The sequence below is a fragment of the Rhizobium sp. 11_C7_N12_5 genome (assembly GCF_051811145.1).
Classification (GTDB): domain Bacteria; phylum Pseudomonadota; class Alphaproteobacteria; order Rhizobiales; family Rhizobiaceae; genus Rhizobium; species Rhizobium lusitanum.
The window spans coordinates 1,069,689-1,084,001 of the sequence record NZ_JBPWPY010000003.1; the positions used below are offsets into that span (position 1 = coordinate 1,069,689).

At 58.7% G+C, this 14,313-nt stretch carries 16 protein-coding genes and 1 pseudogene; 5 read left to right on the forward strand and 12 right to left on the reverse strand.

Features of this window, described 5'->3' with window-relative positions:
- Positions 1–34 precede the first annotated feature (34 nt).
- The gene (locus AB8B29_RS34370; protein ID WP_439007118.1) at positions 35–1,120 is read left to right on the forward strand and encodes a sensor histidine kinase; all 1,086 of its coding nucleotides are present in this window, start codon (positions 35–37) and stop codon (positions 1,118–1,120) included.
- Positions 1,121–1,324: 204 nt separating this feature from the next.
- On the opposite strand, the gene AB8B29_RS34375 is transcribed toward AB8B29_RS34370, so the two are convergent.
- From AB8B29_RS34375 to AB8B29_RS34385, 3 genes are all read right to left on the reverse strand, one after another.
- Complete coding sequence (locus AB8B29_RS34375; protein WP_052212774.1) at positions 1,325–2,404, reverse strand: lysylphosphatidylglycerol synthase transmembrane domain-containing protein; 1,080 nt, start codon at positions 2,402–2,404, stop codon at positions 1,325–1,327.
- A gap of 178 nt (positions 2,405–2,582) precedes the next feature.
- Positions 2,583–3,467, reverse strand: a complete 885-nt coding sequence (locus AB8B29_RS34380) for an SDR family NAD(P)-dependent oxidoreductase (protein ID WP_439007119.1) — start codon at positions 3,465–3,467, stop codon at positions 2,583–2,585.
- A gap of 61 nt (positions 3,468–3,528) precedes the next feature.
- Complete coding sequence (locus tag AB8B29_RS34385) at positions 3,529–4,080, reverse strand: nitroreductase family protein (RefSeq protein WP_439007120.1); 552 nt, start codon at positions 4,078–4,080, stop codon at positions 3,529–3,531.
- A 398-nt stretch (positions 4,081–4,478) separates the two neighbouring features.
- On the opposite strand from AB8B29_RS34385, the gene AB8B29_RS34390 reads away from it, so the two are divergent.
- On the forward strand, positions 4,479–5,822 hold the full coding sequence (locus tag AB8B29_RS34390) for a PLP-dependent aminotransferase family protein (RefSeq protein ID WP_197072783.1): 1,344 nt from the start codon (positions 4,479–4,481) through the stop codon (positions 5,820–5,822).
- 174 nt (positions 5,823–5,996) lie between these two features.
- Positions 5,997–6,233, forward strand: a complete 237-nt coding sequence (locus AB8B29_RS34395) for a hypothetical protein (RefSeq protein WP_037198109.1) — start codon at positions 5,997–5,999, stop codon at positions 6,231–6,233.
- Positions 6,234–6,798: 565 nt separating this feature from the next.
- Here AB8B29_RS34395 and AB8B29_RS34400 read toward each other — a convergent pair.
- The 9 genes from AB8B29_RS34400 to AB8B29_RS34440 form a co-directional block, all read right to left on the reverse strand.
- Entirely contained in the window at positions 6,799–7,296 is a 498-nt protein-coding gene (locus tag AB8B29_RS34400) for a GNAT family N-acetyltransferase (protein ID WP_037198106.1), read from the reverse strand.
- The gene (locus tag AB8B29_RS34405; protein ID WP_037198104.1) at positions 7,293–7,589 is read right to left on the reverse strand and encodes a DUF1778 domain-containing protein; all 297 of its coding nucleotides are present in this window, start codon (positions 7,587–7,589) and stop codon (positions 7,293–7,295) included. The genes AB8B29_RS34400 and AB8B29_RS34405 overlap by 4 nt, the downstream gene beginning before the upstream one ends.
- Before the next feature lie 306 nt (positions 7,590–7,895).
- Positions 7,896–8,114, reverse strand: coding sequence for a DUF6500 family protein (locus tag AB8B29_RS34410; protein ID WP_037198180.1), 219 nt, complete (start codon positions 8,112–8,114; stop codon positions 7,896–7,898).
- 261 nt (positions 8,115–8,375) lie between these two features.
- Entirely contained in the window at positions 8,376–8,921 is a 546-nt protein-coding gene (locus tag AB8B29_RS34415; protein ID WP_245297505.1) for a TetR/AcrR family transcriptional regulator, read from the reverse strand.
- Positions 8,922–8,965: 44 nt separating this feature from the next.
- Positions 8,966–9,502, reverse strand: a complete 537-nt coding sequence (locus tag AB8B29_RS34420) for a dihydrofolate reductase family protein (RefSeq protein ID WP_439007121.1) — start codon at positions 9,500–9,502, stop codon at positions 8,966–8,968.
- A 214-nt stretch (positions 9,503–9,716) separates the two neighbouring features.
- Positions 9,717–10,430 carry an SDR family oxidoreductase gene (locus AB8B29_RS34425; protein ID WP_037198098.1) on the reverse strand — a complete coding sequence of 238 codons (714 nt, stop codon included), beginning with the start codon at positions 10,428–10,430 and terminating at the stop codon, positions 9,717–9,719.
- Positions 10,431–10,485: 55 nt separating this feature from the next.
- Complete coding sequence (locus tag AB8B29_RS34430; RefSeq protein ID WP_092574559.1) at positions 10,486–11,163, reverse strand: peroxiredoxin-like family protein; 678 nt, start codon at positions 11,161–11,163, stop codon at positions 10,486–10,488.
- An 83-nt stretch (positions 11,164–11,246) separates the two neighbouring features.
- The gene (locus AB8B29_RS34435) at positions 11,247–12,017 is read right to left on the reverse strand and encodes an enoyl-CoA hydratase/isomerase family protein (protein ID WP_037198092.1); all 771 of its coding nucleotides are present in this window, start codon (positions 12,015–12,017) and stop codon (positions 11,247–11,249) included.
- A 69-nt stretch (positions 12,018–12,086) separates the two neighbouring features.
- A complete protein-coding gene (locus AB8B29_RS34440; RefSeq protein WP_037198179.1) occupies positions 12,087–12,719 on the reverse strand; it encodes a glutathione S-transferase family protein in 633 nt (210 codons plus the stop codon).
- Between the two features lie 106 nt (positions 12,720–12,825).
- Here AB8B29_RS34440 and AB8B29_RS34445 point away from each other — a divergent pair, with 106 nt between their 5' ends.
- Positions 12,826–13,701 carry a LysR family transcriptional regulator gene (locus AB8B29_RS34445; protein ID WP_037198089.1) on the forward strand — a complete coding sequence of 292 codons (876 nt, stop codon included), beginning with the start codon at positions 12,826–12,828 and terminating at the stop codon, positions 13,699–13,701.
- A gap of 31 nt (positions 13,702–13,732) precedes the next feature.
- Positions 13,733–14,256, forward strand: a pseudogene (locus tag AB8B29_RS34450) (IS6 family transposase); the annotation flags it as partial.
- Positions 14,257–14,313: the final 57 nt, after the last annotated feature.

Genomic DNA, 14,313 nt, shown 5'->3' on the forward strand with positions numbered 1-14,313 from the left:
GATTTCGGGGATCCAGAAAACGAGACGCAGAATCGTGGGCGAAAAAGACACCCTTGGAGCTACGGAACCGCAAGTTGAACCAGATGTCACAGAGAGCAGCCTGGCGACTACCGGGTCCGGCAGGGAAGCCGCTCAGTATTCGGAGCCGACCACACTCGTGGCAAGAGCTATATTCGAGCACGCGCCGGCCGCGATGCTCATGGTCGATCAGGCCGGGAAGATACGCCACGTCAACAGCGCTGCTGAACAATTGTTCGGTTACACGAAAGAGACGTTGGTTGGCGAGCCGATCGAGATACTGGTGCCAAGGGATATTAGACAGCGCCACGAACGGCTCAGAATGGATTTCATGTCACACGCCAGGTCGCGCCCTATGGCAGAAGGGCGAAGGCTGACCGCGCGAAAGCGCGATGGCACCGACGTATTGGTCGACATCGCGCTAAGTCCGATTTCGCTGGAAACATCTGAAACCGCCGTCCTCGTTTCGATCTTAGAAAACCCCGCTCGTGAACGGGCGGAGGTTGCCGAGCTTTTCGTCAACGAACTGACGCATCGCGCCAGGAACATGTTCGCGATTATCGGGGCCATTTCTCGCCAGATTGCCAAAAACACCGCTTCTGTTGCCGATTTCCAGGCATCTTTGGAGCAACGTCTTCGTTGCCTGTCTATATCATATCAGCTTTTCGAGAAGGAGAAGTGGAAGGCGGCCCTGATAAACGAACTCGTTCGATCTCAAATTTCATTCGTGGTAAGACAGGATACGCCTCAAATAGAGAGAGCCGGCCCGGATGTCCGGTTGCAACCGGCGCCGGCTGAATATCTCGCATTGGCAATCCATGAACTTGCGACAAATGCGGTCAAACATGGAGCGCTTACTGTGCCGACCGGGAAGGTCTATATCCATTGGTCAGTGGACGAAGCGGCAAAGCTTTTTCAGTTCCATTGGGCCGAGCGCAACGGGCCGCCGGTCGCTCCGTCGGAGCGGCAGGGCTTCGGCTCCGTCATTCTCAAATCGATCGTTCCCGCAGCTTGCGGTGGGACTGCGGATCTCGCCTTCACTCCGATCGGCATGTCCTGGAACCTGAATGCCCCATCGTCTATTCTCTCTCACCCCGAATGAAGCACTTAAGTTGAGCTGGCCTCCGCATTCGGTTATTTATGCGATCAGGCATGGCGCTATTTCTTTCGATCGCGCAGCTCGGGCTCCGCTGGATAACATATGCAGCACCCGGAACGCCCACTCACTGAACGCGAAGTTGCGTTGCTGCACACTGCCGTCGAACGTCTTCGTTGATAGACGCTTTTAATGATTTGTTCCTGGGCTTTAGCCAATGGTCTGGACATGCGGTTCAGACGCTAACTTTGCCTCGTGTCGCATGAACCACAGGCCCGGCAGCATCGGGAGCCAGAGCGTGAAGCCGCGCAGGACCAGCGTGGCGGCGAGGCTAGCTTCGACCGTGCCGCCGAGAAAATGCAGCATTGCCGTGCAAGTCGCCTCAAAGGTTCCCAGCCCCATCGGCACAGGCGAGAGGGTTGATACGACCGAGCCCATTATGAAACTGATAAAGACTTTTGGCGGCTCGATGGAAAGACTGACCGCTTTCGCCGCACACCAGAGGGTGGCCGCATCGAGCAGGAATATCGCGGTCTGCAATGCGATGGTTTCGAAGATTAGGCGACCGTCGTAGAAAATGTCGGCGCGTATATTGGCGAACATTGCCACCATCCGCGCCACCGGCTTCCATCCCAGCGCAGCCTTAGGGATGAAGCGGCCGCGCGATCGCGTCAACGCGATCACCGCGCCAGCCAACAGGATGATGACGCCGAGGAATATGGCGGACATCGACATCAAGGCACGGCTTAGGTCGGCCATGTTCCACAGCAGCACAAAGGCGAGCAAACCGACGAGCAGATAGGCCGCGTAGTAGGAAAGCGCCGCAACCAGCAGGGCAGTAACGGCGACTGAGGATGCCACGCCACGATGGATCAGGCCACGAACGACGATAATGCTGCCGCTGAGGCCGCCTGTGGGTATCGCCTGATTGGCGAAAAGTTCGAGCAGCGCTAGTCTCAAGAGGCTTGGCATCCCGATAACCGATCCGGCGCGTTTGAGAACCCGCGCCCAAACGGCCGCGGCAGAGATGTAGGTCAGGACCTGACACAGGGCGGCGGCAACAAGCCAGATCGGGTCGGCGGCCATCAGCGTGGTTGTGAACGCCCTGAAGTCGCTGAAATGAAGAACAAAGAGGATGAGCCCGCCCAGCGCCAGAAAACCGAGCGCCCAGCCGGTGAGGACGCCGAATTTCATACTTGCTCCGGGCGGCGCAGCCTTCAAAAGCTCGGCGGGTAATGAATCTTCCTTGATCGTCGATAATGGCGCTTCCGCGCCTTTCGTGTCATCCATCCGATAAGCCACCCACAAAGACACAGGCTCCATCTCGTGGGAGGCTGCTGTCATCCTTAAATTCATGGACGTTTATAAGAGCCGTCCAAAGAACCCCGGATCGGATTTGCTCTGATAAACCGGCAAGCAGCGTCCGTAAGATCGAGAAACTCGCAGTCCGCTGCCACCTTCATCGGTTTCATCCTTTTGGGGTTGATGGTGCCCGGAATACGAATTTCCCGCGTAAACCGTCATGCGAATGGTGGAGATCCAGCATGCCGGCAGGCGCCTCGCGGAGCGACGGCGGTACGTTCGTGAGGCCTTTGGCCGGCGTCACGCCGCCGTCGGCCAACCACAGTGCACCGGTGACGTAGCTTGCCTCTTCGGATACCAGAAAGGCGAAGATGTTCGCCATTTCTTCCGGCGTACCGCGGCGGCCGAGCGGTATTCCCATGCCGATCCCCTCCTGCGCAGTCAGCGGGATCGGGCTGTCGGCACCGCGCGTCCAGGCAGTATCGATCGCGCCCGGGCAGACGCAATTGGCACGCACGCCGTAAGCCGCCTGTTCGAGCGCTACCCCCTTCGCAAAGGCATGCAGAAACCCCTTGCTGCCGCCATAGGGCGTGAAGTTCGGCGAACCGTTGAACCCCGCCTCGGAGCCGGTGAAGACGATGTTGCCGCGCGTCTTCTGCAGATGCGGCAGCGCGAACTTGGTCATCAGGAAGGCGGTACGGATGTTGTTTTTGTAGGTTCGGTCGAAATCCTCGATCCGATAGGCGTCGGTCTCGGCATTGGCAATGAAGACCCCGGCATTGTTGATGAGGATATCGAGCCGGCCATAGGTCTCAACGGCGAGAGCGACGCACGCCGCCGCCTCGTCGGTTTCGGAAAGGTCGCCGAGATAGCTGACGGCCGAGCCGCCGTGTCCGACGATCGCCGCGGCGACGTCTTCCACCGGATCGCCCGGCAGGCCGACGATGAAGAGTTTTGCGCCCTCGTGCGCGAACTTATGGCAAATGGCTTCGCCGATGCCCGTTCCGCCGCCGGTGACGATGGCAATCTTGTCCCTCAGGCGCATGGGCATGTCCTTTCCTGCTATTGCGACGAACGAACGCCCATCGTACCGATGGAGCGCAGATTTGGTATCAATCCAGCCAGCGCACGTGTGCGGGACTGCGTGGCACCGAAGGCACAGGCGCGGCCGGATGGCCGACGATGATCGGCGCAACCGGCACGAAACCCTCCGGCACCCCGATAGCCCTCTGGCCCTCCTCCGTCTCCAGCCAGCGCTGGGCAAAGCCGATCCAGCAGGAGCCGAGACCCTGGGCATAGGCCGCCAGCATCAGGTTTTCTGCCGCGAGTGCTGCATCTTCTACAGCCCAGTCGCGACTGCCGGCGGAAATGACGATCAGCGCCGGGGCCTGATAGAAGATATGAAACCCGGGATCTTCGAGGTGCTGGCGCAGATGAGACGGAACGGCGTCCCTTTTCTTCAGCGCATGAGCCTTGGCCGCGACCGAAATCCGATCGAGCAGCGGCTTGTTGCGGACGACTGTAAAATCCCACGGCTGCTCGTTGATGGCGCTTGGCGCCTGGATAGCAGCTTCAACTAGTCGTTCGAGCACCGGCCTGTCGACCGGTTCCGCCGTGAAGGCTCGTGTGGCGCGCCGGCCAAAGATCGCTTCCATCAGTTCCATCGGGGTCGCTCCTACTGTTTGCCCATGGATCGCAGAGCTTGATGAGGACAGCATTGATTTGAGTCATCTTGGAACGAGCGCCACAGACAACAGGCCGAGCCTTGTCGCGTGGATCCAGGCGGCCACCATGGGCGAACTTGTCGCCCCTAGCTTTCCATAGATTTACCGCTGAGGTGAAGGGATCTTGTCGATCGTGGAGTGACAGTGTTGGGCACAAACGGGTCCGGAAACGCTTCAGAGCTTTGCTTGGGATCTGCCGCGGCCTGCGACATTTCGCGCGAGTTCCCGAATTAGGCTTCATTTTCGAATGTATGGATGGTATGCGAAATGTATGGATACACAGCCATACAATATCGGTTAGGTTTATGTGGAAAGCGCGAATTGTCGGCGGTGGCCGAATGAAATATCTTGGCTTGGCGGATGCTCTGGAACAGGACATCCAGGCTGGTATCATTGCTGCGGGTGACCGGTTGCCACCGCAGCGATCCATTGCCGAAGCGCTTGGCGTCGACCTGACAACGGTGACCCGGGCCTTCAATGAAGCGCACCGCCGGGGGCTTATTGAAGCGCAAATCGGCAGGGGTACCTTCGTGAGGGACTATTCGAGCGAGCGTACCTCGAAGGCTCGCCCCGCGGCACTCGATCTCAGCATGAACATTCCATGCCAGCCGGAGGGCGTCGATTTTCGGCAGTTGATGCCCAAAGGGGTTGCTGCGGTGCTCGCGAACGGCAAGGGGCTGCTGAACTTGCACTATCAGGATAGCGCTGGTGCAGAGCCGGATAGGCAAGCGGCGACCCGATGGCTCAAGCAACGTATCGAGAACGCCGATTTCGATCGTATCGTTGTTGCGGCTGGCGCCCAGAGTGCACTTTTTTCCATTTGCGAGCTTTTGCTGTCTCGAGGTGACGTCATCGCCGCCGGCGAATTTACCTATCCCGGTTTGAAGGCTGTCGCAGCTCAAATGCGCTTGGTAATCGATCCGATCGCAATGGATGGCGAGGGACTGCTACCTGAGGATTTCGAGCGCAGTTGCCGGACCAGGCCGCCAAAGTTTCTGTATGTGATTCCCAATATCGACAACCCGACGGCCGCGACGATGCCCGAACCGCGACGTGCGGCTATTGTGGAAATTGCGCGCCGCTGCGGCGTGATGATCGTGGAGGATGATCCTTACGGTCCGCTGCTTGAGGGGCCGAGCCGCACCTTTGCGGATCTCATGCCGGAGGCGACCTGGCATATTTCGACACTTTCCAAGTGTGCGACACCGGCGTTGCGGGTTGCCTACGTCCTCGTGCCCAAGGCAGCACACGCCCTGCAACTCGCATCTGTTACCAGAGCCATGATATTGATGGCGCCTCCGCTCATGTCAGCACTCGCAAGCAGTTGGATAATAGATGGAACACTGGCGGAAGTGACCGCGGCCATCAGACGCGAAACGCTGACAAGGCAGATACTCGCATCGTCGCTGCTCAGCGCCTTCGATCGCTCCGCTAACATGTTTGGCCACCACCTCTGGCTTCGGTTGCCCAGCGGCCAGCGCGCTGACGACCTGGTTGAGGCTGCGGTACGCGCGGGCCTGCTCATCGTTCCAAGCTCTACCTTTGCGGTCGGGAAGTGTACGACGGAAGCGGTGCGAATTTCCCTCGGCGTCGCGTCCGACCGCAGTGAGCTCGAGGACGGATTGAACCAACTTGCCGGTCTTGTCACCCAGCCGGCACTGCTTGCTCGGGTGATCGTCTAAACAACCTATCCGGAAACATGGGGCAAGCTGACTTATGCCGCGTGATGGGAGGGTTATGATCGACGTTAGATTCAACGATGGTTTGAACAAAATAACAAAGCTGCTGAAGCAGCAGTTTTGCGGTCGTGCTCCTCACGATAGATAGTGTCAAATAATAGCCTGGAAATATTCAAAATGATGGATTGGTTCCCTATAGTCTTCATTGCGTTCAAGGTTCTCGTGTTAGGCACGGGCATGTTCTTCGCCATCAAGTGGCATCACGATCAAGGGACCTCGTCCAACCCGACTGACATTATCAAAGTCACGTTGGAGTGCGCTTGCTATATCCTGGTGGTGGTGATCGTGTTGGCGCTGATCTACGGCTTACTAGACTATCTCGATTTCCTTCCTGCCGGTTTAAACTTTAATTGAAACGGAAGCAGAAGCTCGGAACCAACGTCATCAATCTCGACCTTTGCCTCTTTCGCAGGGTGAGGTCGACGGCATCTATGACGCGGCAAACATGCCATTGAAGATGTCGCCCGGCTCTGCGTAGTAGCGATCGGCCGCCAGGTTTTAACCTACTCAAGTTCGCACCAAGCGGCTTGCATGTATGCAACGCCTTGATGGGATGCGAACCAACGACCCGGTATTGGTTTATCCTAAGATAGTGAACTCGCTCGGATTTTATCGACACAAGGTCTGGACAGCTGCGAGCCTCGGATTAAGAGCTGCCAATGCGATACGCCGGCCCTTCAACAACCTTTCAGGCGCACGTCGGCTCTTTCGTATTTAAATCACTGCAGTCGCTGACATACAGTCCGAAAGACAAGCTTTGAACGCCCGCGGCCCGAATTCGTTCTCCATCTCGCAGCGCTTCCTTCGCCGGCTAATTGCGGCACATGTGCTGTTCAACCTGCTCCTTCCGCACGGAATGAACGCCACGCCGAACGATAGCGCTTAGCTTCTGCTGAAAACGAACGCTCGATGACACCGTCTACGCGCTCAGCGCGTTGCTGAGATCTTTCAATCCAATCATCAGCATCATCGGGTCGGACAGAGATGGCAGAAATCCAACAGCCTCATAGAAGGCACGCGCGTCATCGGAAATCGCATGCACCAGCACGCCACGGATACCGAGTATTTCGGCGGCATTGAGCAGGCGCAGACCGGCATCACGCACCAACGCCCGACCGATACCGCGGCCCTGATAGGTCCGGTCGATAGCCAGTCGACCAGGTACAGCGACTGGGATCGGATCTGGCATGTTTCGCTTAAAGCGGCCTGGTGCTTCTAGTATCCTCACCGCGCCGAAGGCGAGAGCGTAATAGGCAACTACACGATTTCCCTCGCAGACCACGAAAGTACGAGACGCACCGCCCGCCTGATTGGCTCGCGCTCGTCGACGCAGCCAATCATCCAGTTCTGGAACGCCGGAATCAAACTCGACAAGCTCATGATGCTCGGCCAAAGGAGCAGGGGAAGTGAGGGTCACACCTCATCCCATGGAGCTTTGGTCGACATTGTGCGTTTCAGACGCTCATTCGACTGCGCGGGCGCATCGAGCCGGGCAAGGTATTCGGCATACACCTCGGGGCTTACCGTGATGACGGTACGGTCAAGCAGCACTTCCTCGGCGCGGCGTTCCGAGGCCTCCAGCATGAAATCTGTGCGTGTCTTGCCAAGCAGTTCAGTTGCACGGTCGATAAGATTGCGCGTCGCGGGTTTGATATGGATATTCAGTGGAACGCTTGCGTCCACTTTTTTGCTCGTATGTGACGTCGGCATGGGTAACTCAAATGCGATATTGCTATATAACGTAACGATGGTGTCGTTACGGAGCTGTATGCTGACACGTTACACTGGTAACTGCTCTCGAAAGGATGCGAACCGCTGGCCCCGTTATTACAAAATCCATCTCTTTCAAATTCTCCAGAAGCGGATACCGGCTCGGCCTTGGCGAAATGACCGATCTGGGGCCGGGAGCCGAGGATGAAAAAGGGGCCATAAAGCCTAGGGTAGCCTCAATGACTGCTTCCGACCCCATTGCAGGTGTTAAACGCAGACAGGCACGATCCTGAAAGCGGTCGTCACCTACTGCCCAGATCTAATCATCTCACGAATTTTAGTCGCCTTCTCGAAATGATCGAGAGCATGGGTTTTGATCCACCACTCGGCGGCTTCCATAAGGAGGTCGGGGTCGTCGTTCTTGTTTGCAAAGAATGCATAGAATGACAGGCCAACGCCTTCACCCTTTTTTGCGATTTTGTCGTCGCAGACTGAAATGGCTTTCGCCCTTAGGGTTAGTCTCATTGTGTGCCTCATACTTCGCAACTCACCTTCGAGCTACCATGCCTTTCTCGCTACGGAAATACTGAGACCCGTGGACAGATCGAATTGCGAGAGCAATGCCTGCTCTCGACCCCATTGCGGTCGTTCGTGGCATTTGCGACACCCCTTAAAATCAGTCACCTCGATACAATGGAAAGGTCTGTGGTCTGCGCGCTTTTCGCTAGATAGATCGCCTTCTTTCTGTGCACGCAAAGGGACACCTTAAATGCTGAAAAACTTGATCTACACGCTCGGGTGATCGGAAGAACGCCTGAACGCCTCCAGTAGCTCGTCAAGTCCGCTTTCAAAATCATCCAGCATTGCTCCCCTTGGGGGCCGCCCTATGCTTCCATCCTGGGTAGCCACAGCCAAGGCGGCACCATGAGTGTAGTCAACAAGGATATGCGTCCAACGCAACGAGCGCTGTGAGGAGTGATTGCCTTCGCTCAAGAAGATCATCAACTCACGGGTTATCCTCATGGCGTGATCGGGGAAAACGGCTGGCCGGGCAAAGATCGCCAAGGTCAGAGCGGGATAGAGCACCACCTTGGCGTAGTAGGCTGTGAGGAGACTGCGGGCGCGTGCGTGTGCATCGCCCGTTTCAGGTGCCGCGACGTCCGCATATACCCACTCCGCTAGCGACTTGATCAGCCCATCCCGATCCTTGAAGTGGTGATAGATCGTCATGGGATTGATGCCCACACGTGTTGCCAAAGCGCGCATGCTCAAGCCGTCGAGGCCGTCGGCATTGAGGATGCTCAAAGCCTCGGAAAGAATGCTCTCCGGCAAAACGGCCTTTCCGCCGGCTGGTGGCCGACCTCGCCCCCTCGCTGTCATAGCAAGACTTCATAATGAGATTGGACCAATCCGGAAGGGAAAGACCTTGTGCCCTTGTGCGCAAGCGCCACATCCCGCTGACCGCCGCCAAAAAGAGGGCGGCCAGCACCGAGCAAGATTGGCACCCTCGTGATCACCATGTCGCTGATCATGTCGAGCGCGAGGAAAGATTGAATGATGCGTCCCCCATCCACATAGGCATGTCGTGCTCCCTCGTATTGAAGCGTCGCCATCGCTTGTTCAGGTGACTCTGCCGAAAAGCGCACTTTTCCTTCGAGCTCGGAGGGCACTGCCTGTCGTGCAAGCTGCGCCGACAAAACCAGGACCGGACGGGTATAGAACCAGTCTCCCATGCCTCGGACCGCCTCATAAGTGCCTCGCCCCATTACGATAACGTCGATATCGCTTATGAAATCGTTATACCCATGATCCTCGCCAGTTTTGTCGTGCTTTAGCAACCAATCGATGTCGCCACTTTCGCGGGCGATAAATCCATCAAGGCTTGTTGCGATAAATACGTGTCCGGTGACCATCGTCGCCTCCATAATTATACATCGTATAAATAATGGACCTCTGACCAATGTCAACGCGCTCGACGGTCCACTCTTGCCCGTACCGCCCGGAAAGCTGACCGACGGCTAACCACCCCCGACAACGACATCGCTATGACCTAAATAGAATGGCTCTCCTGGGATAACTCGAAACGCGGGCTGGTCCAGATGAGGCGCTGGACCGATTGCTGCTGCCCTACAGTGAAGACCTACCGATCGACGCCCCGCCATCGACATGCAGCGTCTGCCCAGTGATGAACGCGGCGTCGTCCGACAGCAGAAATTCAATCGCCGCGGCGAGCTCGTCAGGTTGGCCGAACCGCCCCATGGGAACACCGGATAGGTATCGCGCCTCACCTTCGCTGCCGATCGGATTGTTCGCCCGAAACAGTTCCGTTTCGGTCGGCCCGGGCGAGACGGCGTTGACCGTGATGCCGGTCTGGGCGAGTTCAAGCGCCCAGCTTCGCGTAAAGCTGACGAGTGCGGCCTTGGCAGCGGCATAGCTTGTCCGCTGTACGCTGCCGAGAACGGTGAGACTGGAAATATTGACGATGCGGCCCCAGCCGCGTGTGCGCATGCCGGGCAATGCGGACTGTATGGACATAAGAGCAGGATGCAGATTGACGCGCATCACCTCTTCAAGGGTTTCAATGGCGATGTCGCCAAGCGGAGCGGCCCTGACCAGCCCGACATTGTTGACCACGCCATCGACGTTGCTTTCCTTGACGATCCTGGCCAGTTCGCCGTTGGCACTGCGCTCGGAAAGATCGAGAGTATGCAGCGGGCCAGGAAAGGCGTCTGTCGGGTTGCGGGCAATGCCGATGACGGTGTGGCCACGGGTGGCAAGACGATGGGCCAGGGCGAGACCGATGCCCTTGCTGGCGCCGGTGATCAGAAAGGTTCTCTTCATCGGGAAAATCCTCTGACCCTGCCTCAAGGAAGCAGGGTGTCATGGGTCGAATGGATCAGGCGGCGGCGCGGCTGGCTGCGAGGCGGAGCGCCGGCAGCATGTCTTCCGGTTCCGGACGGCGGGTGTAGTCCGGGTTCACCTCCGCGTAGAGGATGACGCCATCTTGGCCGACGACGTAGCGGGCCGGCATCGGCAAGGTCCAGCTCGGATCACCGTTGAAGGCCGGAAGGTCGTTTTTCAGCGACTTGTAGAGCTCGACCAGGTAATCCTGCATTTCGAAGCGCAGGCCGAAGGCGGCGGCCACGTCGTTGTGTGGGTCCGACAGAATCGGGAAGGTCAGGTTGTTCTGGCGCATCGACTTGCGGCTGTTGACATGGTTCTGCGGCGAGATGGCGACGAGTTTCGCGCCGAGCGCCTCGAACTGTGGCAGCGTTTCCTGGAGCGCCTGGAGCTCCATGTTGCAATAAGGACACCAGACGCCGCGGTAGAAAGTGACCACGAGCGGGCCGCGTGCCAGAAGATCGGTCGAGGAAACGGTGTTGCCCTCGGGATCGGCGAGGCTGAAGGCCGGCAGCGTGTCGCCCGCCTTAAGGGCCTGCTCGGCCGCGCCGGAGGCGATTAGTTCGGCGGTGGCGCGGTGCATCGTCTCGATCACCGAATAGGGAACGTTGTAAGGCGGCTTGCCGGCTTCGAAGTCAGCCTTGAAGGCATCAAGCTTGGACTGCAGCGTCATCGTCATTCTCCAATGAGTTCTGAACTTTGAGCGTGCCGAGCTTCAGGGGTCGCCCTGAAGCTCGGCGATGGATGAGGGAGTGATCAGCTATTGGCGGCCACGGAGCGGGCGACCTCGGCAGCACTGATGCCTTCAAGCGCCAGACCATAGCCCGCGCCTTCGTCGATGATCCGGCGCAGCTTCTGCGTCAGGGCGATGCGGGTGTAGCGGCTGGTCAGCGGCGGCAGGGCGGCAAGACCCTCGGCGATCTCATGGGCACGGGCCAGAAGGCGATCGGCAGGAACGATCTCGTTGACTGCACCCCAGTCCTTCGCAGTCTGTGCATCAAGCACCTGGCGGGTGAGGATGAAATGGCGGCCGCGGATACTGCCGATCACTTCCGGCCAGAGCAGGTTGACGCCGTCCCCCGGCACGATGCCGAAGTCGAAATGCGGCTTGTCCTGGAAGACCGTTTCCGGTGTGGCGAGGATGATGTCCGTGAGCAGCGCATATTCCGAATGCAGGAGGACGGGACCGTTCAGCGCGGTGATCATCGGCACCTCGATGTCAAGGATGTTCATGAGGACCTTTTTGCCTTCGCGCAGGATCTTGTCGTAGCCGCGCGGCGAGAAGAAATCGAAGCCATCGGGATTGATCGCATCCATGAAGGCATCGCCCGAGCCGGTCAGGATGACGACGCGGTTGTCGGCGTCGGAACCGACCTGGTGGAAGAGATCGACGAACTGCTCATGGGTGTGGCCGTTGAAGACGAGCTTGCCGCCGTCGGTATGGAAGGCGATTTCGAGGACGCCGCTTGGCGAACGGGTCAGGCGGGCATTCGGGAAGCTGTTCTTGTAGGTGTCGAAACGGGACATGGGGATACTCCTTTGTGTTGGGGTCTTGCGGTCGGGGTTGAAGAAGAAGCGGGACAGGGAGCGCATGGGTCAGGCCACAGAAGTCGGGGCTTCGGCCAGCGCCTCGACGCGGGCTATGGCGCGCTGGACGGCGGGGCGGGCGGCCACGGTCTCGTACCAACGGGAAAGGTTCGGGCGCTCGTCGAGCGTCAGGCCGGGGAATTGCCGGCGCCACAGCCAGCCGAAATGGGCAATGTCGGCGATGGTGAAGGCGTCATCGGCCATGAAAGATTGACCCGCCAGCTTGCGGTCGAGGATGCCGAGGATGCGTTCGGCTTCCTTTGCGAAACGCGCTTCGGCGATCGGCTGCGGTGCCGGCGATGAGCGCATGAAGAAACCGGCATTGCCGAAAGCGGGGCTCAGGGCCGAGGCGTGAAAGAAGAGCTGTTCGAAGACACGGGCGCGGGCCTCGCCGTCGCTTGGCAGCAATTTGCCGGTCTTTTCCGCAAGGTGAACAAGGATCGCGGCGCTCTCCGTCAGCACGAAGCCATCGTCCACCAGAACAGGCACCTTGCCGTTCGGATTGAGCGAGAGAAATGCGTCTTCCTTCTGCTCACCCTTGCGGACATTGACCGCCTTCAGCTCATAGGGAAGGCCGAGTTCCTCAAGCACGATCGGCACCTTGACGCTGTTGGGGGTGGCAAAGGCGTAGACTTCAATCACGTTCGTCTCCATCGGATTGTGTTCGCTGGAGAGAGTTATGACCATTCCTGGATACTTGCGGCAGACTTCTTGAGGCGATAATGCTTATTCCAATGGAGAATGAGTGATGGACAGATTGCAGGCGATGACCGCTTTCGTGCGTGTCGTGGAAACGGGATCGTTCTCACAGGCCGCCCGCCAGATCGGCGTCGGCCAGCCCGCCATCTCGAAGACGATTGCGCAATTGGAGGAGCGACTTCAGGTTCGCCTGCTCATCCGGTCGACGCACGGCCTCTCGCCAACCGACGCCGGAGTTCGCTTCTATGAACGAGCGAAGGCGGCGATCCATGCAGCGGACGAGGCGGAGCTGGAAGCCAAGGGGGCCGGTGCCGGGCTGTCGGGCCGACTTCGCATCTGCGCCGCCACCACGTTTGCGAGGCTCATGGTCATTCCGCGCCTGCCGGAGTTCTTGGCGATGCATCCCGATCTCGACGTGGATATCGTTCTCGACGATCGGGTGATCGATCTCGTGTCCGAAGGCATCGACATCGCGCTGCGCATGGGTGATCTCGCAGACTCGTCGGCCGTAGCCCGCCGTCTGGCGACTGGTCGGCGGTCGGTGGTGGCGACACCTGCCTATCTTGAAAGACATGGCGTACCCCTGGTGCCTGCCGATATCTCCGCGCATCAGGCGGTGGTCTATACTCAGCTCGGCCGTAGCTGGACCTTCCGCAGGGCTGGAACCGAAGCGTCCGTCGCGGTCTCCGGGCGGGTTCAAGTCACCGCAGCCGAAGGTATTCGCGCCGCGGTTAAGGCCGACATGGGGCTCGCCGTCACTTCGGACTGGATGTTCTGGCCCGAACTGCTAAGCGGCGAGGTCGCGCGCGTGCTTGAAGATTGGGAGCTTCCGAACATTCACCTCTGGGCGGTCTTCCCAACGGGACGCCTCGCCAGCGCCAAGGCGCGGGCGTTCGCTGACTTCGTGGAGCAGGTGGTCGGGTAAGTTGAATCCCCATCGGGGCGGATTTGCCGTGCGAACCTTCGCCAACGAGATCCTCCAGCCCTTATCTGGGCGGCTAGGCGACAAATCGCATCTCGACGAAGCCGTCGTTTCGATCCGTGGGAAGAGGCACTGGCCGTGGCACGCCGTTGATCAGGACGGTTTCGTTCTCGATGTTCTGGTGCAAAGCCGCCGCAACGCCAGGGCGGCCAAACGTCTGATGCGCAAGCTGTCGAAGGGGCAAGGCCGTTCGCCACGGGTGATGATCACCGACAAGCTTCGCTCTTATGACGCTGCAAAGACCGAGATCATGCCAGGTGTCGAACACCGATCTCACAAAGGCCTCGACAATCGGCAGAGAATTCTCACCAGCCGGTCCGGCGAGGAGAGCGGACCATGCCGCGCTTCAAGTCACGAGGCAACCTGCAACGCTTCGACTCTACCCACGATCCGATAGCCAACCTGTTCCATATCCCATGCCATGACATCACCTCCAGCCGTCATCGCGAGCTGCGCGCCGGCACAATGGACCTATGGGTTAAAATCACCCCGGCATGATGGACCACAGAAACCCGTCATCCGCTCTTGTCTTGTGACCCTTAAGTTTACGATACC